The organism is Serratia sp. A07 (assembly GCF_058725505.1).
In genome coordinates this window covers 96,868-121,255 of the sequence record NZ_JBZXDO010000014.1, presented here as the reverse complement: position 1 = coordinate 121,255, position 24,388 = coordinate 96,868, and the positions used below count along the sequence as shown (strand labels likewise).

At 60.7% G+C, this 24,388-nt stretch carries 20 protein-coding genes and 1 pseudogene; 9 read left to right on the top strand and 12 right to left on the bottom strand.

Annotation, left to right across the window (positions count from 1 at the left end):
- Positions 1–91 precede the first annotated feature (91 nt).
- From brnQ to AC4PR2_RS15680, 4 genes and pseudogenes are all read right to left on the bottom strand, one after another.
- Positions 92–1,414: a branched-chain amino acid transport system II carrier protein gene (gene brnQ, locus AC4PR2_RS15695; RefSeq protein WP_060441283.1), complete on the bottom strand. Its 1,323-nt coding sequence runs from the start codon at positions 1,412–1,414 to the stop codon at positions 92–94.
- Positions 1,415–1,626: 212 nt separating this feature from the next.
- Positions 1,627–1,950 carry a 2OG-Fe dioxygenase family protein gene (locus AC4PR2_RS15690; RefSeq protein WP_492175274.1) on the bottom strand — a complete coding sequence of 108 codons (324 nt, stop codon included), beginning with the start codon at positions 1,948–1,950 and terminating at the stop codon, positions 1,627–1,629.
- Between the two features lie 100 nt (positions 1,951–2,050).
- A pseudogene (locus AC4PR2_RS15685) lies at positions 2,051–2,431 on the bottom strand (2OG-Fe dioxygenase family protein); the annotation flags it as partial.
- A 108-nt stretch (positions 2,432–2,539) separates the two neighbouring features.
- On the bottom strand, positions 2,540–2,872 hold the full coding sequence (locus AC4PR2_RS15680; RefSeq protein WP_048234649.1) for a tRNA-binding protein: 333 nt from the start codon (positions 2,870–2,872) through the stop codon (positions 2,540–2,542).
- A 292-nt stretch (positions 2,873–3,164) separates the two neighbouring features.
- Between AC4PR2_RS15680 and AC4PR2_RS15675 the strand changes: the two genes are divergently transcribed.
- From AC4PR2_RS15675 to AC4PR2_RS15660, 4 genes are all read left to right on the top strand, one after another.
- A complete protein-coding gene (locus AC4PR2_RS15675; RefSeq protein ID WP_060422725.1) occupies positions 3,165–4,082 on the top strand; it encodes a DMT family transporter in 918 nt (305 codons plus the stop codon).
- A 166-nt stretch (positions 4,083–4,248) separates the two neighbouring features.
- Positions 4,249–5,337, top strand: a complete 1,089-nt coding sequence (locus tag AC4PR2_RS15670) for an ABC transporter substrate-binding protein (RefSeq protein WP_492175273.1) — start codon at positions 4,249–4,251, stop codon at positions 5,335–5,337.
- 78 nt (positions 5,338–5,415) lie between these two features.
- Positions 5,416–7,185 carry an ABC transporter permease gene (locus AC4PR2_RS15665; RefSeq protein ID WP_004931567.1) on the top strand — a complete coding sequence of 590 codons (1,770 nt, stop codon included), beginning with the start codon at positions 5,416–5,418 and terminating at the stop codon, positions 7,183–7,185.
- The gene (locus AC4PR2_RS15660) at positions 7,178–8,248 is read left to right on the top strand and encodes an ABC transporter ATP-binding protein (protein ID WP_197757663.1); all 1,071 of its coding nucleotides are present in this window, start codon (positions 7,178–7,180) and stop codon (positions 8,246–8,248) included. The genes AC4PR2_RS15665 and AC4PR2_RS15660 overlap by 8 nt, the downstream gene beginning before the upstream one ends.
- Positions 8,249–8,278: 30 nt before the next feature.
- On the opposite strand, the gene AC4PR2_RS15655 is transcribed toward AC4PR2_RS15660, so the two are convergent.
- From AC4PR2_RS15655 to AC4PR2_RS15635, 5 genes are all read right to left on the bottom strand, one after another.
- Positions 8,279–9,244 (bottom strand): PDR/VanB family oxidoreductase, encoded by a 966-nt coding sequence (locus tag AC4PR2_RS15655; protein ID WP_038871117.1) that lies wholly within the window; start codon positions 9,242–9,244, stop codon positions 8,279–8,281.
- 41 nt (positions 9,245–9,285) lie between these two features.
- The gene (locus AC4PR2_RS15650) at positions 9,286–10,734 is read right to left on the bottom strand and encodes an NAD-dependent succinate-semialdehyde dehydrogenase (protein WP_049199308.1); all 1,449 of its coding nucleotides are present in this window, start codon (positions 10,732–10,734) and stop codon (positions 9,286–9,288) included.
- 47 nt (positions 10,735–10,781) lie between these two features.
- The gene (locus AC4PR2_RS15645; RefSeq protein WP_019455611.1) at positions 10,782–11,906 is read right to left on the bottom strand and encodes an aromatic ring-hydroxylating oxygenase subunit alpha; all 1,125 of its coding nucleotides are present in this window, start codon (positions 11,904–11,906) and stop codon (positions 10,782–10,784) included.
- 26 nt (positions 11,907–11,932) lie between these two features.
- Entirely contained in the window at positions 11,933–13,543 is a 1,611-nt protein-coding gene (locus AC4PR2_RS15640; RefSeq protein ID WP_174136688.1) for a BCCT family transporter, read from the bottom strand.
- A 364-nt stretch (positions 13,544–13,907) separates the two neighbouring features.
- Positions 13,908–14,993, bottom strand: coding sequence for a tartrate dehydrogenase (locus AC4PR2_RS15635; RefSeq protein ID WP_187321696.1), 1,086 nt, complete (start codon positions 14,991–14,993; stop codon positions 13,908–13,910).
- Positions 14,994–15,075: 82 nt separating this feature from the next.
- On the opposite strand from AC4PR2_RS15635, the gene AC4PR2_RS15630 reads away from it, so the two are divergent.
- The 4 genes from AC4PR2_RS15630 (at position 15,076) to fbaA (ending at position 19,789) form a co-directional block, all read left to right on the top strand.
- Positions 15,076–16,029: a LysR family transcriptional regulator gene (locus AC4PR2_RS15630; RefSeq protein ID WP_492175272.1), complete on the top strand. Its 954-nt coding sequence runs from the start codon at positions 15,076–15,078 to the stop codon at positions 16,027–16,029.
- Positions 16,030–16,342: 313 nt separating this feature from the next.
- The gene (gene epd / locus AC4PR2_RS15625; protein WP_004931582.1) at positions 16,343–17,359 is read left to right on the top strand and encodes an erythrose-4-phosphate dehydrogenase; all 1,017 of its coding nucleotides are present in this window, start codon (positions 16,343–16,345) and stop codon (positions 17,357–17,359) included.
- A gap of 70 nt (positions 17,360–17,429) precedes the next feature.
- Positions 17,430–18,593, top strand: coding sequence for a phosphoglycerate kinase (pgk, locus tag AC4PR2_RS15620; protein WP_025160206.1), 1,164 nt, complete (start codon positions 17,430–17,432; stop codon positions 18,591–18,593).
- A gap of 116 nt (positions 18,594–18,709) precedes the next feature.
- Positions 18,710–19,789, top strand: coding sequence for a class II fructose-bisphosphate aldolase (gene fbaA / locus AC4PR2_RS15615; protein ID WP_025304179.1), 1,080 nt, complete (start codon positions 18,710–18,712; stop codon positions 19,787–19,789).
- 219 nt (positions 19,790–20,008) lie between these two features.
- Here fbaA and AC4PR2_RS15610 read toward each other — a convergent pair whose 3' ends face one another.
- The gene (locus AC4PR2_RS15610) at positions 20,009–20,677 is read right to left on the bottom strand and encodes a DUF1345 domain-containing protein (RefSeq protein WP_048234646.1); all 669 of its coding nucleotides are present in this window, start codon (positions 20,675–20,677) and stop codon (positions 20,009–20,011) included.
- 205 nt (positions 20,678–20,882) lie between these two features.
- Between AC4PR2_RS15610 and mscS the strand changes: the two genes are divergently transcribed.
- On the top strand, positions 20,883–21,749 hold the full coding sequence (gene mscS, locus AC4PR2_RS15605) for a small-conductance mechanosensitive channel MscS (RefSeq protein ID WP_015378992.1): 867 nt from the start codon (positions 20,883–20,885) through the stop codon (positions 21,747–21,749).
- A gap of 82 nt (positions 21,750–21,831) precedes the next feature.
- Here the strand turns inward: mscS and AC4PR2_RS15600 are convergent, their stop codons facing one another.
- Together AC4PR2_RS15600 and AC4PR2_RS15595 are read right to left on the bottom strand one after the other, a co-directional pair.
- Positions 21,832–23,181, bottom strand: a complete 1,350-nt coding sequence (locus AC4PR2_RS15600; protein ID WP_197803841.1) for an MFS transporter — start codon at positions 23,179–23,181, stop codon at positions 21,832–21,834.
- Positions 23,182–23,352: 171 nt separating this feature from the next.
- Entirely contained in the window at positions 23,353–24,384 is a 1,032-nt protein-coding gene (locus tag AC4PR2_RS15595; protein ID WP_047729896.1) for a methionine synthase, read from the bottom strand.
- Positions 24,385–24,388 lie beyond the last annotated feature (4 nt).

The window sequence follows — 24,388 nt, the reverse complement described above, 5'->3', positions numbered from 1 at the left end:
GGCGCAGGCGCTGCTGAAGTAAGCGGCCTGGCGCAAGCCGATAAAAAAGCCGGTCATCGTGACCGGCTTTTTTTATGGGCGTAACCCGCGCTTACGACGCGACGTTGGCGCTTTCGACGCTGCGCAACCGGTCATAAGCCGCCGCCAGCAACAGCACCAGCAGCGTAGGCTGTAGCCAGACCAGCCCCTGTTCGGCCAGCGGCAGCTTATCGAACCAGGCGGGCAGCAGGCCGCTGAAGCTGGAGGCCTTCAGGCCGTCGGCGAGGCCAAACACCAGGCTGGTGGCGATCACCGGCGCGAAGACGCGCTTGGCGCTGCGCCAGCGGTTCTGGCTGAAGCTGAGCAACACCAGCGCGATGCAGGGCGGATAGATCGCCGTCAGCACCGGTAGCGAGACGCGGATCAGGTTGGCCAGCCCCATGTTGGAGACCAGCATGGCGAAGAGGGCGAGGATAACCACCAGCGTGCGGTAAGAGAGCGGCAGGTAGCGAGAGAAGAAGTCCGCGCAGGCGCAGGTCATGCCGACCGCCGTCACCAGGCAGGCGATGAACATCAGCACCGCCATAAAGACGCTGCCCAGATCGCCGAAGGTGTGTTGCACATAAGCGTGCAGGATTGCCGCGCCATCCTGAGCGCCACTCTCGACCAGGCTGCCGCTGCCGGCGCCGAGTTTGAACATGCAGATATAGACCAGCGTCAGGCCGACGCCGGCGATCAGGCTGGCCCACAGGGTGTAGCGCAGCAGCAGGCCGCTGTCGCTGACGCCACGCGAGCGGGCGGCGGTGACGATAATCGAGCCGAACATCAGCGCCGACAGCGTGTCCATGGTTTGATAACCCTGCACGAAGCCGGTGGAAAACGCCGATGCCTGATAGCTGCCGACGGCGGAGACCGGTTCACCGGCGGGCCAAACCAGGGCGGCGATGCCGAGCGCGGCCAGCGCCAGGATTTTCAGCGGCGCCAGAATATGGCCGACGTTATCGAGCAACCGGCCGGGATACAGCGAGACGATCATCGCCAGGGTAAAGAACAGCAGGCTGTAGATGAACTGCGGCAGGGCGCCGTCGCCGGTGAAGGGCGCGATGCCGAGGGCGAAAGAGACATTGGCGGTTCGCGGCGTGGCGAACAGCGGGCCGAGCGCCAGATAGCAGACGGTCGCCAACAGCAGGCCGGCGGTGCGGCCGATGGGGCCGGTCAGCAGGCTGATGCTGCCGCCGACGCGCGCCAGCGCGATCACGGCGATCACCGGCAAGGCGACGGCGGTCACCATAAACCCGAGGGCGGCCGGCCACAGATGTTCGCCGGACTGCAGCCCCACCAGCGGGGGGAAAATGATGTTGCCGGCGCCGACAAACAGGGCGAAGGTCATAAAGCCCAGGGCGATAATGTCTTTCGGGGATAAATTCTTGGTCATAACGGTATGGCACTGCCTGTATTCATGAAATAAACGGCCTGCTGCGGAATGGATAACTGCAGAGGGCAGGCGCAGAGGGCAGCGAGCGCCCGCAAAATTTTCGTCTGGCAGGATATAATAATTCGGCGACAAAAACCTGATTAATCCAGCGCTGTTTATCCTGGCGTGAACCGGCCGCACAGAGGGATCATGGCGGCCGGCCCGGCTGCGCGTTAGCTCGCGCGCGCCACCATGTCTATCGACAGCGGGATTTCGATATGCGGTTTGAAAGAGTCATACGCGAAAGAGACGTGGCCGTCTTCGACCGGTTTGCGGGTGAAAAAGATCAGCATATCGCGGGTCGAATGCCGGCGTTTGTCCTGCGCTTCCACCGGTGAGAGGCTATGTTTGCGTTCATGATCGACAATCAGCAGGGTATCGAGGAAATGCCGATGCTGTATTTCGCCCAAAATCCATTCTGGCCGGGCCCGATCGAATTTGATCCCGCTGGTTTCGCGCATATCGTGAATAAAGGTCTTGGCGCTGTCGTCGGTCATGTTGTCGCAGCCGAGGAAGGTCGTCATGGTGTGGTCGACAGCCGTCGCTGTGCACGCCTTCCAGCGCCGGTTCGCCCAGCATCTGCGGCGTGGTGACGGTGCGCAGGTTGAACACCGTGCAGACGAATTTGTTGATCTCCTGATTAAGCCGGGCGCGCGGCGTCACGCTCACGCCATCGATCACGTAGGCTTTGAATTTCATCAGCGCCTGGAATGCCGTATTCAACTGCAGATCGTCGTTGATGCCGCGGAAGTGGCGCACCTTGCCCGAATCGTAACGGATGAAGTCTTCCTCGACCGAGAGCACGAAAGGCTGGAATTCCAGCCGCTCAATCTGGGCGCGATCGAAGTCGAAACAGAAGCGGCCGTTTCTGGACTTGCGGAAAGGCAGCGTGGGATCGTCCGCCAGATTGCCGCTGACCTGCTGCAGCTTGGCGAAATCTTCCGGCCGCGCGCCCAGCGCCAGCAGGATCGCTTGCATGGTGGCGCCGGGGATAAAGGCTGAACGGTGTTCCTGATACGCCTTCTTAACTTCATCAAGCAGGGATAACTGTCGCATTTCTCGGGGGCCTCACGAATGATGTGGCGATTATAAAATCTTGCTGCCGATCTCCACGTCGAAATCGGTTTTCAGCAAGACGGTGCCTTGATCCCGGGTGACCGCAGCAAGTACCAGCACTTCGGATTTAAATCCAGCAACCCGCCTGGCGGGGAAATTAACGACGGAGATGACTTTTTTGCCGAGCAGATCATCTTCCTGATAGTTTTCGCATAATTGCGCCGAGCTGTTTTTAATGCCAATTTCTTCGCCGAAATCAATGCGCAGCTTATAGGCGGGCTTTAACGCCTTGTCGTTATATTCCACGGAAATAATTTCACCAATACGCATATCCAGTTTCATAAAATCAGTGATTTCGGCCATAAGTCAGTCCAGTTAATTAAGTGGCTTCAGGAAGGCTAGCAAAGGGGAATTATTCCGACAACGCCGCCAGGAGGGGAATAGTTATACCGGATGTAGCAATTAATTTACATTGTCGTAACGGGGTGGGATTAATTATAAGCTTGGTGAATTATATAAAATTGAAACGTCATGATTTCCCGCAAGTGTGTTCATTACGCAGGCTTGGGGGGGCGGTGTCGGTGCTGTTAAGCCGGTGTTAAATTGGTTAGTATGTTCCGCATTAACTCATCAGCCGCATTTTTCAGGTAGTGATATGGAAATAACCCAGCGCGAAAAACGCGATCGGCGAAAGGCATTTATCGCGCCGTTTTTCCTGATATTAATTTGGTCGACCGGTTTTATTGCCGCGCGGGCGGTGGCGGATCATGCCGATCCCAACCTTTTCCTGACTTTGCGCTTTTTGATCGCCGCTGCGGTATTCGCCCTGCTGGCGCTGCATTGCGCCTGGCCCAAGGGGCGACAGTTCGTGATGCACCTGCTGACCGGCATGCTGATGAACGGCGTTTATCTCGCCGCAAGCTGGTGGGCGGTGGCGAACGGCCTGGCGGCCGGGGTGATGTCGCTCATTGGCGGATTGCAGCCGCTGTTCACCGCGCTGATTTTCGCGCTGGTGCTGCGTAAGCCGATAGGATTGCGTTCCTGGGCTGGGCTGGCGGTTGGTTTTATCGGCGTTGCGCTGGTGCTCTCCCCTCGGCTGACCGGTATCGACGTCGGCAATATGGCGCTGTTGCCGATTCTGATGGGGTTTGGCAGCATCGTCGCGCTGACGATCGGCATCATGGTGCAGAAGTCTTCGCTGGCGGCGGCCGATCTGCGGGCGGCAGGCGCCATTCAGCACCTCGGCGCCGCGATCGTAACCGGCGTGCTGGCGGCCGTGATGGGCTCCGGCGCCTGGGACAATTCGCCGACGCTGTGGTTCTCGCTGCTGTGGTCGGCCGGCGTGTTGTCGCTGGGCGGCACCGCGCTGTTTATCTGGATGGTGCGCCACGGCGATTTGACTCGCATTACCGCGCTGATGCTGCTGGTGCCGCCGGCGGCGGCACTGCAGGCGTACGTGCTGTTTGGCGAGGCGCTGTCGCTGCTGCAGCTGGCAGGATTTGTGCTGACGCTGCTGGGGGTCGCCATCGTACAGCGAATTCGCCTGCTGCGGCGCTCTCGCCTGGCCGAATAGTCTGCAACAGGAAGTGCCGTAAAGCCCGCGCTGCCGGGCTTTTTTATTGGCTGAAAAATGGCCAACCTCACAAAACCGAAAGATAACAAAGCAACGCCGTTGCCTCGTCACACTTATTAACTATATGTTAATTTTTGGTTTATTAAATGTGATCAGGGGATGGATGATGATGAAAAAAATCAGCGCTACCGTAGCTGCAATCACCTTACTGGGCTCCGTTTCCGCCTATGCGGCCTTCCCGGCGGGCTACCCCGCCGACTATCAGAAACGGGTCGACGGCGCGAAGAAAGAAGGCAAGGTGGTGATTTACTCGACCACCGACACCAAGGCGGCGGCGCCGCTGATCCAGGGGTTCGAGGCGTTGTATCCGGGCATTAAGGTGGAATACAACGACATGAACAGTACCGAACTGTATAACCGCTTCATCAGCGAGCAGGCGGCCGGCGGCACCAGCGGCGACGTGGTGTGGAGCTCGTCGATGGACACCATTTTGAAACTGGCGGGCGATTACGCACAGGAATACGCCTCCCCCGAGCAGGCTCAGTTGCCGAAATGGGCGGTATGGCAAGATAAGGTGTATGGCACCACCTATGAGCCGGTGGTGTGTATCTATAACAAACGCCTGATCCCGCAAGGCGATGTGCCGGATTCGCACGCGGCGCTGGCTAAACTGATCGCCGGCCAGACGGACAAATTCAAGAAGAAAGTCACCACGTACGACATCGAAAAATCTGGCGTCGGCTTCATGCTGTCGGTGCAGGACTTCAAGGCCGATCCTAACTACTTCAAAACGCTGGCCGACGTGGCCAAGGGCGGGCTGGCGGTACAATCCTCCACCGGCACCATGATGGAGCGCGTCTCCTCCGGTGAAAACCTGATCGGCTTCAATATCCTCGGTTCGTACGCCGAGGCTCGCGCCAAGAGCGATCCGTCGCTCGGCATCGTCTATCCGAAAGACTATACCCTGGTGCTGTCGCGCGTGAGCTTCATCAGCAAAGAGGCCGGCAACCCTAACGCCGCCAAGCTGTGGTTCGACTACGTGCTGTCGGAAAAAGGGCAAAATATTCTCGCCAATCAGGCGGATATCCCCTCGATCCGCAACGACATCGAAGGCAAGAACGACATTGACGGCATGACCAAGCTGCTGGGCAACGCGCTCAAGCCGATCCCGGTCGACGATAGCCTGCTGGAATACCTGAAGCCGGCCAAACGCCTCGACTACATCAAACAATGGCGCGCCGCTGCGGCGAAATAACAGGGACTGCATTCGGACGCGCGCCTGCCTTAGAGGCGTGCGCCCTTTGGTCGGCGTTTACAACCATAGGGAGCATTTATGCAAGCATGGCGCAGAAAGTGGCAGAGCCTGCCGCGCGGCCTGGTGGTGTTGATAACCGCACTGGTTATCTATGTCCCCCTGTCGTTTATCATCATTCAAAGCTTCCTCTCGGCACCGTTCTTCTCTCCCTCCAAGGTCTTCAGCCTGGAGGCCTTCGAGTTCATCTTTACCGATCCGGATTTCTACAAAGCGCTGAAGAGCGGCTTTATTCTGGCATTCGGGCTGGTGATCATCGCCATCCCGCTCGGCGGCATTTTGGCCTTCCTGATGGTGCGCACCGATCTGCCGGGGCGGCGGATCATCGAGCCGCTGATTCTGGTGCCGATCTTCGTGTCGCCGATGGTGCTGGGCTTCGGCTACGTGGTGGCGGCGGGGCCGGTGGGCTTCTTCTCGCTGTGGGCGGAGGCGCTGCTGGGCTTCGTGCCGTGGAATATCTATTCGATGGCCAGCATCGTGGTGATTGCCGGATTGACGCACGTGCCCCACGCGTATCTGTATATCTCCTCGGCGCTGCGCAGCGTGGGCTCCGACGTTGAAGAAGCGGCGCGCACCGCCGGCGCCACGCCGCTGCAGGTCATGACCGCCGTCAGTCTGCCGATGGTGCGGCCGTCTATCCTGTATGCCGGAGTGCTGCTGTTCTTCCTCGGGCTGGAAGTGTTCGGCCTGATGCTGGTGTTGGGGGACCCAGAGGGCAACCTGGTGCTGGCGACCTACCTGTACCAGTTGACCAACAAGCTGGGCACGCCGTCTTACCACCTGATGGCGGCGGTGGCGGTGGTGCTGATCTGCATCACCATTCCGCTGGTGATGCTGCAGCGCCGGCTGATGCGCACCGCCAACCGTTTCGTCACCGTCAAGGGCAAAGCCTCGCAGGCCCGTGCGCTGCCGCTGGGCAAATGGCGCTGGGTGGCCGGCGCGGTGGTGGTGTTTTGGCTGACCGTCACCATCGGCGTGCCGCTGATCGGCGTGGTGCTGCGCGCCTTTATCTCCAACTGGGGCGTGGGCGTGTCTGTTTGGGACGAGCTGTCGATCAACACCTTCCGCACCATCTGGGCGCAGCCCAACCTGCTGCGCGCCATCGTCAACTCAATGGCGATTGGGGTGATCGGCGGGGCGTTGGCGGTGGCGTGCTACCTGTTTATCGGCATCGCCATGCACCGCAAGCCGGATGGCGCCACGCGCTTCCTCGACTACAGCGTGCTGGTGCCGCGTGCGGTGCCGGGGCTGCTGGCCGGCCTGGCATTCCTGTGGGTGTTTCTGTTCCTGCCGATGTGGCTGGACAAATCGCTCAAGGAGGGCTGGCTGTCGGCGCTGCCGATGGCCGAGTGGCTGCGTGCTAACTGGATTGTCTGGCTGCGTTCGCTGCGCAGCACCATCTTCAGCGTCTGGCTGGCGTACACCGTGGTGTGGATGGCTTACGGCCTGCGGCTGATCTCTTCCACGCTGCTGCAGGTGGGGCCGGAGCTGGAGGAGGCGGCGCGCAGCGCCGGCGCCAGCCGCGGCCAGATCACTCGCCACGTCACCATTCCGCTGTCGCGCTACGGCCTGATCGGCTCTTGGCTGCTGATGTTCCTGATCTTTGAGCGCGAATATTCTACCGGGGTGTATCTGCTGTCTCCGGGCACGGAAACCATCGGCTCAATGCTGGTTTCCCTGTGGGCCGCGGGCGCTATCGATATCGTCGCCGCGCTGTCGTTCATCAATATCCTGCTGGTGGTGCTGGGGTTGGGGATCGCCTTGCGCTTTGGAGTGAAACTACATGATTGAACTTTCGGTAGAGAATCTGCATTTGACCTATGGCGACAACCCGGTGCTGAAAGGGGTGTCGATGGAGCTGAAACGGGGCGAAGTGGTCTCGCTGCTGGGCCCGTCGGGCAGCGGCAAAACCACGCTGCTGCGGGCGGTGGCCGGGCTGGAGAAACCGAGCCAGGGCCGAATCGTCATCGGCAATAATGCGGTGTACAACGGCAGCGCGCGCAGCGAAATTCCCGCCGAAGAGCGCAATCTGGGGCTGGTGTTTCAGTCCTATGCGCTGTGGCCGCATAAAACGGTGTTTGAGAACGTCGCTTACCCGCTGAAGCTGCGTAAGATCGCCTCGGCGGAAATCACCCAGCGGGTGCAGGCGGTGCTGGATCAGCTCGGGTTGGGGCATCTGGCCAAGCGCCATCCGCACCAGCTTTCCGGCGGCCAGCAGCAGCGCGTGGCGATTGGGCGTGCGCTGGTCTACAACCCGCCGGTGATCCTGCTGGACGAGCCGCTGTCCAACCTTGACGCCAAGCTGCGCGAAGAGGCGCGGGTATTCCTGCGCGAGTTGATCATCAAGCTTGGCCTGTCGGCGCTGATGGTGACCCACGATCAGAACGAGGCGATGGCCATCTCCGATCGCATCCTGCTGCTCAATAACGGCAAAATCGAACAGCAGGGTACGCCGCAGGAGATGTACGGTTCACCCACTACGCTGTTCACCGCTGAGTTCATGGGCAGTAACAACCGCTTGCCGGGCAAGATCGTGGCGCTGGAAGGCGACCGGGCGCGCATCGAAGGCAAGGACTGGGCGCTGTGGGGCAAAGCGGGCGCAGGGGTGCAGGTTGGCCAGGAGGGCTCGGCGGTGATCCGCGTGGAGCGCGTGCGGTTGGGCGAAGATCCGCAGGGTAACCAGCTTGAGCTCCCGCTGTTGACCAGCATGTACCTCGGCGATCGCTGGGAGTACCTGTTCCGCACCGTGGCTGAGGATTTCGTGGTGCGCGCCTATGGCCACGAGGCGCGCAGTCAGGCGCTTTGCCGGCTCTCCCTGCCGGCCGAGCATCTGTGGATATTCCCGAAAGCCTAGTCAGGACGCCCGCAGACGCGGGCGCTCCGTTTACAGATCCAGTACCAGCCGGTTGCCTTTGGCGCGCGAGCAGCAAATCAACAGGGTTTGCTGCGCCGCGCGCTCTTCGTCACTGAGATACTGATCGCGGTGATCGGCTTCCCCCTCGACGATGCGGGTTTCGCAGGTGCCGCAAATACCTTCGCGGCACAGGCACTCGACTTTAGCCGCCTTACTGTTTTCCAGCGCCTGCAGGATGGTCATGTCTTCCGCCACTTCAAGCTCAATACCTGAGCGGGCCAGCACCAGCGTAAAGGCGCCGCCCGCCGTGTCTTCGGCGGCGAAAGCTTCGCTGTGCAAGCGACCGGGGGCGATGCCCAGTTCGGCGGCGGTCCGGTACACCGCTTCGTTCAGCGCCGCCGGGCCGCAGACGTAGATATGGGCGCCGGGCTCCACGTCGGCCAGCGTGCGTGCCAGATCCAACCGGCCGTTAAGGCTGGAGACATGGCAACTGACGTTGTCGGTGAACGGCGCTTGCGTCAGCTGCTGCTGGAAGGCGTTGTGTTCCTCGCTGTGGAAGCAGTAGTGAAGATGATAGCGTTGCCCGCTGCGCTGCAGCTCGTGCAGATGGGCCATAAACGGCGTGATGCCGATGCCGCCGGCGATCAGCACGTGATGCTGCGCCTCCGGCGCCAGCGCGAACAGGTTATTGGGGGTGCTGATGGTCAGCGTATCGCCGATCGCCAGCCGATCGTGCATGAAGTCGGAACCGCCTTTGGAAGGGGACTCACGGCGCACGGCGATCTGGTAACGGTCGAGCTCGAACGGTGAGCTCAGCAGCGAATAGGCATTGCTGTAACGCTGCTCGCCGTCCTGCATTTGCACGATGATGTGGCTGCCGCCGCTGAAGGCGGGCAGCGGCCGGCCTTGCGGATCCGCCAGGGTAAAGCGCTTGACCTGTGCGGTGACGGGTTCGATGTCGACGACGCGAACATCAAGCATCTGATAGCTGGTCATTCATTGGCTCCAAAGCGCGGGCGTCCCCGCGCATGAAAAAGTTATACCGCCTGGCACAGGTATTTGAGCTCCAGATAGTCTTCGATGCCGTATTCGGAGCCTTCACGCCCCAGACCCGACTGCTTCACCCCGCCGAACGGGGCTACCTCGTTGGAGATAAGGCCGGTATTGATGCCGACCATGCCGTACTCCAGCCGCTCCGAAACGCGCCAGATGCGCGCCGCATCGCGGGTGTAGAAGTAGGCGGCCAAGCCGTAAATGGTGTCGTTGGCCTGGCGGATCGCCTCGGCTTCGTCATCGAACACCACCAGCGGCGCGACCGGGCCGAAGATCTCTTCTTCCAGCAGCAGCGAGCCAGGCTGCACGTCGCCAAGCACCGTCGGCGTGAAGAAATTGCCGCCCAGCGCGTGCGGCGTGGCGCCGGTCAGCACCTGAGCGCCTTTGCTCAGCGCGTCATCGAGCAGTTCCAGCACCTTGTCGCGCGCCTTGCGGTTGATCAGCGGGCCGATCTGTACGCCGGGTTCGAAGCCGTTGCCGACCTGTAGCGCCGCCACGCGGGCGACAAACTTCTCGGCGAACTGTGGGTAAACGCCGCGCTGCACGTAGAACCGATTGACGCAAACGCAGGTCTGCCCGGCGTTGCGGTATTTGGCGATCAGCGCGCCTTCCACTGCGGCATCGATGTCCGCATCGTCAAACACGATGAACGGCGCGTTGCCGCCCAGCTCCAGCGACACTTTCTTGATGGTGTCCGAGCTCTGGCGCATCAGCAGCCTGCCCACCGGCGTGGAGCCGGTAAAGCTCAGCTTGCGCACCTGCGGGTGGCGGGTCAGCTCGGCGCCGATCGCCTGCGAGTTGCCGGTCACCACGTTGAACACCCCGGCGGGAATGCCGGCGCGCTCGGCCAGCTCGGCCATCGCCAGCGCCGAGTAAGGGGTTTCGTTGGCGGGTTTGACCACCAGCGTGCAGCCGGCCGCCAGCGCCGGCGCGGCCTTGCGGGTGATCATCGCCGCCGGGAAGTTCCAGGGCGTGATCGCCGCGCACACGCCGATGCCCTGCTTCAGCACCATCAGGCGTTTATCGCCGCTCGGCGAGGGAATAATGTCGCCATTGGTGCGCTTGGCCTGTTCGGCGAACCATTCGATAAAGGAAGCGGCGTAGCGGATCTCGCCCAGCGACTCCGCCAGCGGCTTGCCTTGCTCCAGCGTCATCAGGCTGGCCAGATCCTGCTGGTGTTCCAGCATCAGTTCGAACCAGCGGCGCAGCAGCTGGGCGCGTTGCTGTGCCGGCAGCGCGCGCCAGCCTTCCAGCGCCTGCTGGGCGGCGTCGATCGCCCGTTGGGTTTCGGCCGTCGCCATGTTGGGCACGCTGCCGATGAGTTGGCCGGTGGCGGGATCGCTCACCGGCAGGGTTTCCTGGTTGTCGGCATCGCGCCATTGCCCGTTGATGTAGGCCTGTTGGCGGAATAGCGCCCGATCGGAAATATTCACAAAGAACCTCACAAGTCAGGGGGAGGGGGCCCGTGGGCCCCGTCGCATCAGGGTTGATAAACCTGCGCCAGCAGGTTGTGGAAGTGGGCGATGCCGTGTTCGCTGACGCCGCTGCCGGCGCCGTCGGCCATGATGCGCCCCTGGCCGCGATAGCCGCGCGATTTGAGGCCTTTTTGCACGCTCTCCACCAGCCGCAAATCTTCCGGGCGGAACACGTCGCGGTACCAGTCGATCAGTTTGAGCTGCTCGTCGCTCAAATCGGCGTTGGTGAAGTAGATGTCGTAGTGCTGCAGGGTGGTTTCTGCATCGACCGGGAATTCATAGATCACCGTCATCATGCCTTCCAGCGGCGGCATGTTGAACATGGTGCACGGCCACAGCCAGATGCCGTGGAAGCTGGCTTCTTTACCCTCTTCAAACTTGAATGACTGCTCGGAAGGGCGGGCGTAGCCGAACTGCAGCGTCCAGTTGCCGTGCAGGGTGTGCCAGTAGCGGTCGACCTGCACCGAGTCGGCGAAGCCGGGGTGTGCCGGGCCGCAGTGGTAGCACTCGAGATAGTTGTCGACGATGTTCTTCCAGTTGGCCGGGGTACGGGTGACGAAGCGCGCCGCCAGCTTGAGATCGTCGACCTGCGGGCAGGCTTCGCGCACTTTGGCGCCGAGGCCCGGCAGCTGGTCTTCCACCGTGCCGGCCTGCGAGTCCAGATTGACGTAAATAAACCCGGCGTACTCTTCGACCCGCACCGGCATCAGGTGCGAGTTTTCCTTATCGAAGTTCTGCACGTTTTCGCAGTTGCGCGCGTGTGCCAGTTCGCCGTCCAGCTTGAACGCCCAGGCGTGATAAGGGCAGGTGATGACGTTTTTCGCCCGGCCGTCGCCCGCCAGCAGCTGGTGGCCGCGGTGTGGGCAGACGTTGTAAAAGGCGCGCAGCACTTTGTCGCGGCCACGCACCACCAGAATGTTTTCACCGATGATCTCGCGGGTGATGTAGTCGTTCGGTTCGGCGAGCTCGCTGCGGTGCGCCACGCAAATCCAGCTGGTGGCGAACACCTGCTCTTTTTCGTGCTCGAACGCCGCCTGGTGGGTATAGAACCGGGCCGGAATGGTGTAAGCCTCGCGGGCGTCGGCGCAGAAATCTTTCGGTAAGGTAAATTCAGGGATCAGAGTGCTCATAAGTTAACCTTCCTCTTTTCTTATTGTCATTTCGCCATAGGGCGCGGTTGATACGACGATGGAGCGGAGAGTTCGGCGGCCGGCGGCGCCTCGGGCAGCGCCGGCGCGCTGCTTTCGATCAGGTGAGCCGGAATGGCCGCGTAGTCCTGCTTCAGCCAGCGGGCGAAGCCGTAGGTTTTCACCAGCAGCACCAGCAGGAACGGCAGCGCGGTCAGGATCACCGTGGTTTTCATGGTGTCCAGCGAGGCGCCGGTGAACAGGATCGACAGCGGGATCAGGGTGATCACCACGCACCAGAACAGGCGCAGCATCGGGCTGGGATCTTGCCCCTCCTGCAGGTTGCGGGTGCTGGTGGCGGCCATGGTGTAGGCCACCGCGTCCATGTGCGAGGCCAGGAAAATGATCATGATGAACAGATAGGCGGCCAGGAACAGCTTGCCGAGCGGCAGCGCCGTCAGCAGCATCTGCACGGCGGTTTCGCCGCCCTGAGTGCTGAGGATCTCCGGCACGTTGAGCTGCCCGCTGATGAACTGGTGCATGGCGTAGCTTTCCAGCGAGCCGAAGAAGAACCAGCAGCCGAGGGTGCTGCCGAGCAACAGCGCCCAGATCACCTCTTTAATCTTGCGGCCGCGCGAGACGCGGGTGACAAACATCGCCACGCCCGGGGTGTAAGAGATCCACCACAGCCAGTAGAACACCGTCCAGCTGCGGCTGAAGCTGCCGTCGCCCATCGGATCGGTGAACAGGCTCATCTGCAGGAAGTTTTGCGCCGTCAGGCCGATGGCGTTGATGGTGTTGTTGATGGTGAACTCGGTGGGGCCGACCAGCAGCACCAACCCGGCGAAGACGAAAGCGCCCCAGCCGACCATTTTGCTCAGGCGCTGCATGCCGCCGTCGATGCCGATGTAGGAGCTGAGGCAGAAAATCACCGCCGCCAGCAGGATCACCGTCGCCTGCACCACGAAATTGTCGGGGATGCCGGTCAGCGCCGTCAGCCCGCGGGTAAAGGTGGAGGCGGTCAGCACCAGCGAAATGGTGAGGGCGCCGACGGTGGCGACCAGGAAAATCAGGTCCACTATCCGCCCGATTGGGCCGTTGGCGCGCACGCCGGTGATGGCGGAAATGATCCCCGACAGGCTGAGCCCTTTGTTCTTACGCACGTGGAAGTGGTAGGCCATGATCAGCGAGGCGAGGGCATAGGTTGCCCAGGCGCTCAGGCCCCAGTGGAAGAAGGAGTAGCTGATGCTGTATTCCAGCGCTTTCGGGGTGCGCGGCGCGATGTTCAGCCCTGGCGTCTGGTAGTAATACGCCCACTCCATTACCCCCCAATACAGGGTGGACGAGCCGAGGCCGGCGCAGATGAACATGAACAGCCAGGCCAGCGTGGAGTATTGCGGTTTGCCTTCGCCGAGGCGGATGTTGCCGTATTTGCTCAACGCCAGATACAGCACCACCAGCAGGGCGATCAGCACCAGGATTTGAATGGTTGAACCGAACAGCCGGGTGACGCCGTTGAAAATGGTGTTGGCGATAAGCGCGGATTGAGCCGGAAAGAGCATCAGGCAAATGGCGATCAGCGCAATACTGCACAGGCTGATGGCGATGAGCGTGACATCCTTTTTAGGGGTGCTCTGCATGGGAGTGAACTCCTGTTATCGGTGGTGGGCCGGTGCGCGAAGCGTAGGGTGCGCCCGGGCCTTATTGGTTTGAACCCTTTGTTTTGTTACACCGCGAGGAGCAAACGCCCCGGCAAAACGCCGCCGAGAATATTTACTCTTCATTAACATTTTCGAGTGTGCACAAATTACAGGAGGGCCACAATTGGGGCATCTGTAAAAGGATAAAACACAGTATGTAAACAATTTGTTGTGATCTTGGCCGGGGTATTGGCGTGCTTTCTGCGGTGGTTTTCAGCGGATTTGCGGCGGCGATCGAAGCGGAAAAACGGACGTGGCAAAGCAGGGCGCGAAAGGGCGCCCTGCGCAGGAAAACCGGTGATGCTTAGCGTTGTAGCAGGGCGGCGATCGCCTGGCCAACTTGCTGGGTGGAGGCATCGCCGCGCATGTCCGGCGTGCGCGGCCCGTCGGCGATGATGCGCTCGATCGCCTGCAGGATGCCGTCGTGCGCCTGGCGGTAACGGGCATCGCCGTCGCCGAGGAAATCCAGCATCATCGCGCCGCTCCAGATCATGGCGATCGGGTTGGCGATGTTCTTGCCGAAAATGTCCGGCGCCGAGCCGTGCACCGGTTCGAACAGCGACGGGAAGTTGCGCTCCGGGTTCAGGTTGGCCGACGGCGCAATGCCGATGGTGCCGGTGCAGGCCGGGCCGAGATCCGACAAAATATCGCCGAACAGATTAGAGGCGACCACCACGTCGAAGCGTTCGGGGTTCAGCACGAAGCGCGCGCACAGAATATCGATGTGCTGTTTGTCCCAGGCGATATCGGGGTACTGGCGCGCCATCTCCGCCACGCGCTCATCCCAGTACGGCATGCTGATGGCCATGCCGTTGGACTTGGTGGCGGCGGTCAGGCGTTTGCGCGGGCGCTGCTGCGCCAGCTCGAAGGCGTATTTCAGAATGCGGTCCACGCCCTGACGGGTGAAGACCGATTCCTGGATCACCATCTCGCGTTCGGTGCCTTCGAACATCCGCCCGCCGAGCGAGGAGTATTCCCCTTCGGTATTTTCGCGCACCACGTAGAAATCGATGTCGCCCGGCTGTTTGTTCGCCAGCGGGCAGGGCACGCCGGGAAACAGCCGCACCGGGCGCAGGTTGACGTACTGCTCGAAGTCGCGGCGGAATTTCAGCAGCGAACCCCACAGCGAAATGTGATCGGGCACCGTATCCGGCCAGCCGACGGCGCCGAAATAGATGGCGTCGAAGCCCTTGAGCTGCTCAAACCAATCGTCAGGCATCATCTGGCCGTGGTGCTGGTAGTAGTCGCAGCTGGCCCACTCGAAGGTGTCGAATTCCAGCGACAGATCCCAGCGCGCCGCCGCCGCCTGCAATACCCGTATGCCTTCCGGCAACACTTCCCGCCCGATACCGTCCCCGGGGATAGCGGCAATCTTGTAATTTTTGCTCATACAGAGGTCTCATTTGTAGGTAGGGGAGATTGACAACACTGTTATCCTATAATTGACTAACTGTTAATCAATCTCGAAAACGGTGAAACATAAAACACGAATCATGAACAATATGCCGATCCTGAGTGACCTGCGGGTGTTCGTGCTGGTGGCGCGCCGCGCCGGGTTTGCCGCCGCCGCCGAAGAGCTGGGCGTGTCGCCGGCCTTTATCAGCAAACGCATCGCGTTGCTGGAAAAGGCGCTGGACGTGTCGCTGCTGCACCGCACCACGCGGCGGGTGGCGATCACCGAGGACGGCGAGCGCATCTACGAATGGGCGCAGCGCATTCTCAACGATGTCGATCAGATGATGGACGAACTGTCCGAGGTGCGTCAGGCGCCGCAGGGCATGCTGCGCGTGGTCAGCAGCTTCGGCCGGCGCTTCGTGGCCCCGGCGCTGTCGGCGCTGGCGCGGGAGTATCCGCAGCTGGAGCTGCGGCTTGACGTGTCCGATCGGTTGGTGGATCTGGTCAGCGAAGGGTTCGATCTGGATATCCGCATCGGCGACGATATCGCCCCTAATCTGATCGCGCGCAAGCTGGCGGACAACCAGCGCATCCTGTGCGCTTCGCCGGCGTATCTGCAGCGCCACGGCGTGCCGAAAAGCGTGGCGGAGCTGGCGGGCCGCGCTTGCCTGGTGATCAAGGAGCGCGATCACCCGTTCGGGCTGTGGCGGCTGCAGGGGCCGGGCGGCGAAGAGACGGTGAAGGTGACGGGGGCGCTGGCGTCGAACCACGGTGAAATCGTGCACCAGTGGTGCCTGGACGGGCAGGGCGTTGCGCTGCGTTCCGCCTGGGACGTGAAAGAGAACATCGACAGCGGCAGGTTGGTGCACATTCTGCCGGAGTATTTTCAGCCGGCCAACATCTGGGCGGTGTACGTTTCCCGGCTGGCAACGTCGGCGAAAGTGCGGGTGACGGTCGAATTTTTGCGCGACTATTTCCGTGAGCACTATGGCGAAACGGGGGCGGCGAGTGAAAATTCGCCGCGGCCTTGAGGCCAAAAATGTGCGCCAGATCATCTTATGCTCGTAAAACTCCCCTCCGTTACTTGTGGAACTGTTGCACCTGTTCCTTTTGCCAAAACTTTGGTTTATGCTCAGCTGAAGCGTTTCAGTTGAAGCACTCTTCGACAGAAATGCCGATGTGACGGCGGCGAAAAGCCGCTGAAGCGCGGGAATAATGCAAACGCGGCGATTCACAGCGGGCGGTGCGATCCACTACTCTATGCGGGTTAGTGAGACAACCAGTCAGCGCCGGCCCGGCGCCGGTGAGTCAGCCCGGCGGGGACGGCCCTTTTTCAGGAGCAGCATGACCATCCGCATAGCGATAAACGGCTTTGGCCGCATCGGCCGCAGCGTATTGCGCGCACTGTACGAATCGGGACGACGGGCGGAAATCTCCGTGGTGGCGATCAACGAGCTGGCGAATGCCGAGGGCATGGCCCATCTGCTGAAGTACGATTCCAGCCACGGTCGCTTCGCCTGGGATGTGCGGCAAGAGTGCGACACGCTGAGCGTCGGGGACGACGCGATTCGCCTGTTGCATCAGCCGGCGGTGGAGCAGTTGCCCTGGGGCGAGCTGGGCGTCGACGTGGTGCTGGATTGCAGCGGCGTGTACGGCAGCCGGGCGGATGGCGAAGCCCATCTGGCGGCGGGGGCGAAGAAAGTGCTGTTCGCCCATCCGGGCGGCAACGATCTGGACGCTACCATCGTGTTCGGCGTCAACCATCAGACGCTGTTGGCGGAACATCGCATCGTGTCCAACGCCTCGTGCACCACCAACTGCATTATTCCGGTGATCAAGCTGCTGGACGACGCCTACAGCATCGAATCCGGCACCGTGACCACCATTCACTCGGCGATGAACGATCAGCCGGTGATCGACGCGTATCACGCGGATTTGCGGCGCACCCGTGCGGCGAGCCAGTCGATCATTCCGGTCGATACCAAGCTGGCTGCGGGCATCACCCGTATCTTCCCGCAGTTTTGCGATCGCTTCGAGGCTATCTCGGTGCGCGTGCCGACCATCAACGTGACGGCTATCGATCTTAGCGTCAGCGTGAGCGCCGCGGTGAAGGTGGCGGAGGTCAACCAGCTGTTGCAAAAGGCCGCACGGGAGTCATTTCGTGGTATAGTTGACTACACGGAATTACCATTGGTCTCGATCGATTTTAACCATGACCCGCACAGCGCTATCGTCGACGGTACGCAGACCCGGGTCAGCGGGCAGCACCTGATAAAGACCTTGGTCTGGTGCGACAATGAATGGGGCTTTGCCAATCGGATGTTGGATACCACACGGGCAATGGCCGCCAGCGGTTTCTAGTACGGCGACGCCGGCGTGACAGGCGCGCTGCTCAGGCAATTTTATAGAGATTCAATAAAGAGGGTTCACCATGTCTGTAATTAAGATGACCGATCTGGATCTGGCGGGTAAACGCGTACTGATCCGCTCCGATCTGAACGTGCCGGTAAAAGACGGTAAAGTGACTTCCGACGCGCGTATCCGCGCTTCCCTGCCGACTATCGAAGCTGCGCTGAAGCAAGGCGCCCGCGTGATGGTGACCTCCCACCTGGGTCGTCCTACCGAAGGCGAGTACAACGAAGAATTCTCCCTGCTGCCTGTGGTCAACTACCTGAAAGATCACCTGAAATCCCCAGTGCGTCTGGCGAAGGATTATCTGGATGGCGTCGACGTCGCCGAAGGCGAACTGGTGGTGCTGGAAAACGTCCGTTTCAATAAGGGCGAGAAGAAAGACGACGAAACCCTGTCCAAGAAATACGCGGCGCTGTGCGACGTGTACGTGATGGACGCGTTCGGCACCGCGCACCGCGCGCAGGCTTCCACCCACGGCGTGGGCAAGTTTGCGCCTGTCGCCTGTGCCGGCCCGCTGCTGTCCGCCGAGCTGGAAGCGCTGGGCAAGGCCCTGGGCAACCCGGCCCGTCCGATGGTCGCCATCGTGGGCGGTTCTAAAGTGTCCACCAAACTGACCGTGCTGGATTCCCTGTCCAAAATCGCCGATCAGCTGATCGTCGGCGGCGGCATCGCCAACACCTTCGTGGCGGCGCAGGGCAACAACGTGGGCCAGTCCCTGTACGAACCTGACCTGATCCCGAACGCGCAGAAACTGCTGGAAACCTGCGACATCCCGGTTCCGACCGACGTGCGCGTCGCGACCGAGTTCTCCGAAACCGCGACCGCAACCGTGAAACAGGCCAACGAGATCCAGGACAACGAGCAAATTCTGGATATGGGCGACGTCTCTGCCGAGCGTCTGGCCGTTATCCTGAAGAACGCCAAGACCATTCTGTGGAATGGCCCGGTTGGCGTATTCGAGTTCCCTAACTTCCGTAAGGGCACCGAAATTGTCGCCCGCGCGATCGCCGATAGCGACGCTTTCTCTATCGCTGGCGGCGGCGACACTCTGGCAGCCATCGATCTGTTCGGTATCGCTGACAAAATTTCCTACATCTCCACCGGCGGTGGCGCATTCCTGGAATTCGTTGAAGGGAAACCGCTGCCTGCAGTCGTGATGCTGGAAGAGCGCGCTAAGCAGTAATTCAGACAACGGGAGGCGAAAGCCGCCCGTTTGTTTTATACCGCGCGGCTAATGCTGCGCGGCGTGAAAACATCGATTTACATCCATCTACGGCCGACGAAACAGGACAAAGTAACATGTCTAAAATTTTTGATTTCGTAAAACCGGGTGTCATCACGGGTGATGACGTTCAGAAAGTCTTCGCAGTTGCTAAAGAGAACAACTTTGCGCTGCCAGCGGTAAACTGCGTGGGTACCGACTCCATCAACGCAGTGCTGGAAGCCGCGGCTAAAGTGCGCGCGCCGGTCATCGTTCAGTTCTCCAACGGCGGCGCCGCGTTCATCGCCGGCAAAGGCGTGAAGACCGATGTGCCTCAGGGCGCAGCGATTCTGGGCGCCATCTCTGGCGCACACCACGTTCACCAGATGGCTGAACACTACGGCGTGCCGGTGATCCTGCACACCGACCACTGCGCGAAGAAACTGCTGCCATGGCTGGACGGCCTGCTGGACGCCGGCGAGAAGCACTTCGCCGCTACCGGCAAACCGCTGTTCTCTTCCCACATGATCGATCTGTCTGAAGAATCTCTGGAAGAAAACATCGAGATCTGCAGTGCCTACCTGAAGCGCATGGCCAAAATCGGCATGACGCTGGAAATCGAACTGGGCTGCACCGGCGGTGAAGAAGATGGCGTGGACAACAGCCATATGGACGCATCCGCTCTGTACACCCAGCCGGAAGACGTGGCTTACGCGTACGAAAAACTGAACGCCATCAGCCCGCGCTTCACCATCGCTGCCTCCTTCGGTAACGTACACGGCGTGTACAAGCCAGGCAACGTCAAGCTGACCCCGACCATCCTGCGTGATTCTCAGGACTACGTGTCCAAGAAATTCAACCTGCCGCACAACAGCCTGAACTTCGTGTTCCACGGCGGTTCCGGTTCTACCGACGCAGAGATCAAAGAGTCTGTGGGTTACGGCGTGATCAAGATGAACATCGACACCGACACCCAATGGGCGACCTGGGACGGCATCCTGCAGTACTACAAAGCGAACGAAGCTTACCTGCAGGGCCAGCTGGGCAACCCGAAAGGCGCCGATCAGCCGAACAAGAAATACTACGATCCACGCGTATGGCTGCGCGCAGCGCAGACCAGCATGGTGACGCGTCTGGAGCAGGCCTTCAAAGATCTGAACGCGGTAGACGTTCTGTAATCTTCGGCACCTGTTGCACGATGCAAAAGGCTCCCTGCGGGGAGCCTTTTTGTTTATGACAAGCCTGATGGCGTTGCCTGGCTTGCCGTTGGAAAAATATAAAAAATAAGGAAAATCAAGCCATTGATTTTCGTCTGATGACCACAAAGGAGGAAAAAACACGTTTTTTCCTCCTTTGTTGGTGAGTTAAAGGCTCCCTGCGGGGAGCCTTTTTCGTTTTCAGCCCAGCAGGCCGGCGCCGACGTTGATAGACAGGCCCAGGATCAGCATGTTGAACGCGAAGGAGATCACCGACTGCAGCAGGGTGACCTTACGCACCTCCGCTGCTCCGACCGCCACATCGGCGGTTTGCGACGCCACCGCAATGGTGAAGGAGAAGTAGGCGAAATCCAGATAGGTCGGCTCGGTGAGGTTGCCGGGGAACAGCAGCGGCAAAGGATCCTGCTGTGCACCCTGGCGATAAAACTGGTGGGCATAGTGCATGGTGAAGGCGGTCGGCAGCAGCAGCCAGGAGACCACCAGCGTGGCACCGGTCAGCAGCAAATGCAGCGTCTTCAGAGAGCCGGCCACCTGTTTGGCGCTGCTCAGTTCAAACAGGATCGCGAGTAAACTGACCAGGCAACCGAGGCTGACCAGCGTCAGCACCATACTGGCGCTTTCATCCTGCCGCCGGGCGATCTGGCGAATGTGCTGCGGCGTGCTGATCAGCATCAGCCGCCAGAGAAACAGCAGGTAGAGCCAGGCCAGCGTATTCCAGCCGATCATCAGGCGCTGCAGCAGCGAAAGTTGGGCGGGCAGCAGCAGAAAGCACAGCAGCCCGGCGCCGACGGAAAACAGCAGCCTGGGCCGCACTTGCCAATAGTGTTTGAGCGAAGAGCGAATGTGCATGATTAACGGATCCCTTGTCGTGAAATGGCCAACGCGCTGTTCTCAGCATAGAAGAAGCGGCGGGCGGTTTCGGCTATTTTTAACGCTGACGGTTGGCATGAGCCTTTAATGTTGGTTACCCTTAGGCGGTGGTTTCCTACTGGCCGCCGAGGCCAGTGTATTTTTGCGAGTTTCTCCCGTTAGGGACTGAGTTAGGACGACACGAATGAAAGATTTGAATGTAGTAGACGGCATCAACGGTGCCGGCGACTGGTTGGTGAAGAACCAGGATCTGTTGATCCAGTACGCGGTGAATATCGTCGCCGCCATCGTTATCCTGATCATCGGTTCGATCGTGGCCCGCGTGGTCGGTAATGCGCTGAACCGCGTGATGAAGCTGCGCGGCATCGACGCCACGGTGGCAGACTTTCTGTCGGCGATCGTGCGCTACGGCGTGCTGGCGTTCACCTTCATCGCGGTGCTGGGGCGCGTTGGCGTGCAGACCACCTCGGTGATCGCCGTGCTGGGTGCCGCCGGTTTGGCCGTCGGTCTGGCGCTACAAGGGTCGCTGTCCAACTTCGCCGCCGGCGTGCTGCTGGTGATCTTCCGCCCGCTGCGCGTGGGTGAATATGTCGATCTGGGCGGCGTGGCCGGTACCGTCGATCAGGTGCAGATTTTCTCCACCACCCTGCGTACCGCAGACAACAAAACCATCGTGGTGCCGAACGGTAAAATCATCGCCGGCAACATCATCAACTACTCCCGTGAACCGAACCGCCGCGTGGATATCGTGGTAGGCGTGGCCTACAATGCCGATATCGACGTGGTGAAGAAGGTGCTGGGCGACGTGATCGCCGCCGACAAGCGAATCATGCATGCCAAAGGCGTGACTGTGCGTCTGAACGAGATGGCACCGTCTTCCCTGAACTTCGTCACCCGCTCCTGGACCACCAACGCGGAATACTGGAACGTGTACTTCGATTTGATGGAAAACTTCAAGCGCGCGCTGGATGCCCACAACATCGGCATTCCGTTCCCGCAGATGGACGTGCACCTGTATCGCACCGAAGACGCTTCCGCCAAGGCGGAATAACAGAGAAGGGGGCCTTGGCCCCTTTTTTCATTACAGGCCGAGACGCCATCGAAGGCGTCTCGGCCTTTTCTTTTCCACGAGTTCAGGCGCCGGCGACCGGCTTGGTTAGCGGTGCGCGGCGATGCAGGCTGAGGCGATAGAGCAGGAAGATAGCGACCGCGCCCAGCAGCGCCGGCAGCGCTAGCCAGAGGAAGAACACTTCCGCCGATCCGGCGGCGGTCATCATCCAGGCGCCGAGCATCGAGCCGACGATCGAACCGAAGCGGCCATTGGCCATGGCCCAGCTGACGCCGGTCACGCGGGCAGCGGTCGGGTAAAGGGTGGCGGAGACCAGGTTCAGGCCGTTTTGCGCACCGGCCACGCCGAAGCCAATCAGGAACACGACGGCGGCCAGCGTATAGACGTCGCCCATCAGATACCCGGTCGCGCCGATCACCAGCGCAGCGCCCAGGTAGGAGACGGCCAGCACGCGGTAGGGCCCGATCCGATCCATCAGCAGCGCCATCAGGATGGCGCCCAGGGTGCCGCCGAGCGGCACCATCGCCCCGATGCGCGAGGCGTGGGCGATATCGTAACCGGCGTCTTTGAGGATCGTCGGCAGCCAGCTGGTGAGCAGGTAGAACACGAACAGCGAGCAGAAGAACGCCGCCCACAGCAGCAGGGTGCGCACGGCGCGCCCTTCGATAAACAGGTGCGAGATCGGCGACTTGGCCTGCGCCGGGCGTTCGTCATCGACGATGGTGACCCCCGTCCAACGCCGGCCGGTGATACGCTCGACCACCCGGCGCAGCCGATCGGCATGTTTGGCGTTGGCGGCCATAAAGCGTACTGATTCGGGCATCTGCCAGGCCAGCAGCGGCAGCAGCGCCAACGGCGCGATGCCGCCGACCAGCAGCACGCCGCGCCAGCCGAACGCCGGAATGATCTGCCCGGCCAGCAGGCCGCCCAAGGCCAATCCGGCGGTAAAGCCGCTCCAGCTCAGGGTGACCATCAGCATGCGGCGTCGCGCCGGTGAGTACTCCGAACTGAGGGTGATACAGGTCGGTATCGCGCCCCCAAGGCCAATGCCGGTGATGAAGCGCAGCAAGGTCAGGGATTCTATCGATTGCGTATAGGCCGAAGCCAGAGTGCAGCCGCCAAACACCAGCACCGCGACGAGCAGCACGCGTTTGCGACCGATGGCGTCGGCGATCGGCCCGAACAGCAGGCTGCCGATCAACAGGCCGAACAGCCCCGCGCCGAAGGCGGGGGAGAGCTGCGAGGGGTGCAGGCCCCACTCTTCACGCAGCGCCGGGGCGATATAGCCGATGATGGCGGTATCGAAGCCGTCCAGCAGGGCGATCAGGAAACACAGGGTAAGGATGAGGATTTGATAAGGCGAGATCCTGGCGCGATCGATAATTTCGCTGATGCGAGCGGTATCTGGGCTCATGAGGGTTCCACTGTTATTAAGCTGTTGTGGGCTGGCTGAGGGGCCGTTCAGGCCGCTGTGGCTGGCATCGCGTAGAAACCCGAGTATACACCAGAGGGGGGGCGTTGCGGGGAGAAGGAGTCGATGATCATCGCCCGCCACAGGAGGCTCCTGCGGCAGGCGCTGGTGAGGTTATTTGGCTAGCAGTTCCCGGCGCACGATCTCGGCGCCCGCACTCAAGGCATTCAGCTTGCCGCTGGCGACCTGGCGAGGCAGGGGAGCCATGCCGCAGTTGGTCGACGGGTAGAGCTTGTCGGCATCGACAAACTGCAGCGCTTTGCGCAGCGTAGCGGCCACTTCTTCCGGCGTCTCAATGGTATGATTCGCCACATCAATGGCGCCAACCATCACTTTCTTACCGCGAATCAGTTCAAGCAGATCCATCGGGACGTGCGAGTTATGGCACTCGAGCGAGATGATATCGATAGTAGACGTTTGCAGCTTGGGGAACGCCTCTTCGTATTGCCGCCACTCTGAGCCCAGCGTCTTTTTCCAGTCGGTATTGGCCTTAATGCCGTACCCATAGCAGATATGCACCGCCGTTTCACACTTAAGCCCCTCAACGGCCCTTTCCAGGGCGGCGATGCCCCAGTCATTCACTTCGTCAAAGAACACGTTAAATGCGGGCTCATCAAACTGAATAATGTCGACGCCGGCGGCCTCGAGCTCTTTGGCTTCCTGATTGAGGATCTTGGCGAATTCCCAGGCCAATTTTTCGCGGCTTTTATAGTGGTTGTCATAGAGCGTGTCGATCATGGTCATCGGCCCCGGCAGGGCCCATTTAATCGGCTGCTTGGTCAGCTGGCGTAAAAATTTGGCGTCTTCAACGAATACGGGCTTTTGGCGCGCGACCGCACCCACGACGGTTGGCACGCTCGCCTCATAGCGATTGCGAATTTTAACCACTTCGCGTTTCTCGAAATCGACGCCGCTGAGGTGCTCGATAAACGTCGTGACGAAGTGCTGGCGCGTTTGCTCGCCATCGCTGACGATATCGATGCCGGCCTGTTGTTGTTCAGCCAGCGACAAACGCAGAGCGTCCTGTTTCCCTTCGATTAATTCTTCATTCTGCAATTTCCAGGGCGACCACAGGGTTTCCGGCTGGGCCAGCCAGGAAGGTTTAGGCAAGCTGCCGGCGGTCGAGGTAGGGAGCAATATTTTCATAATA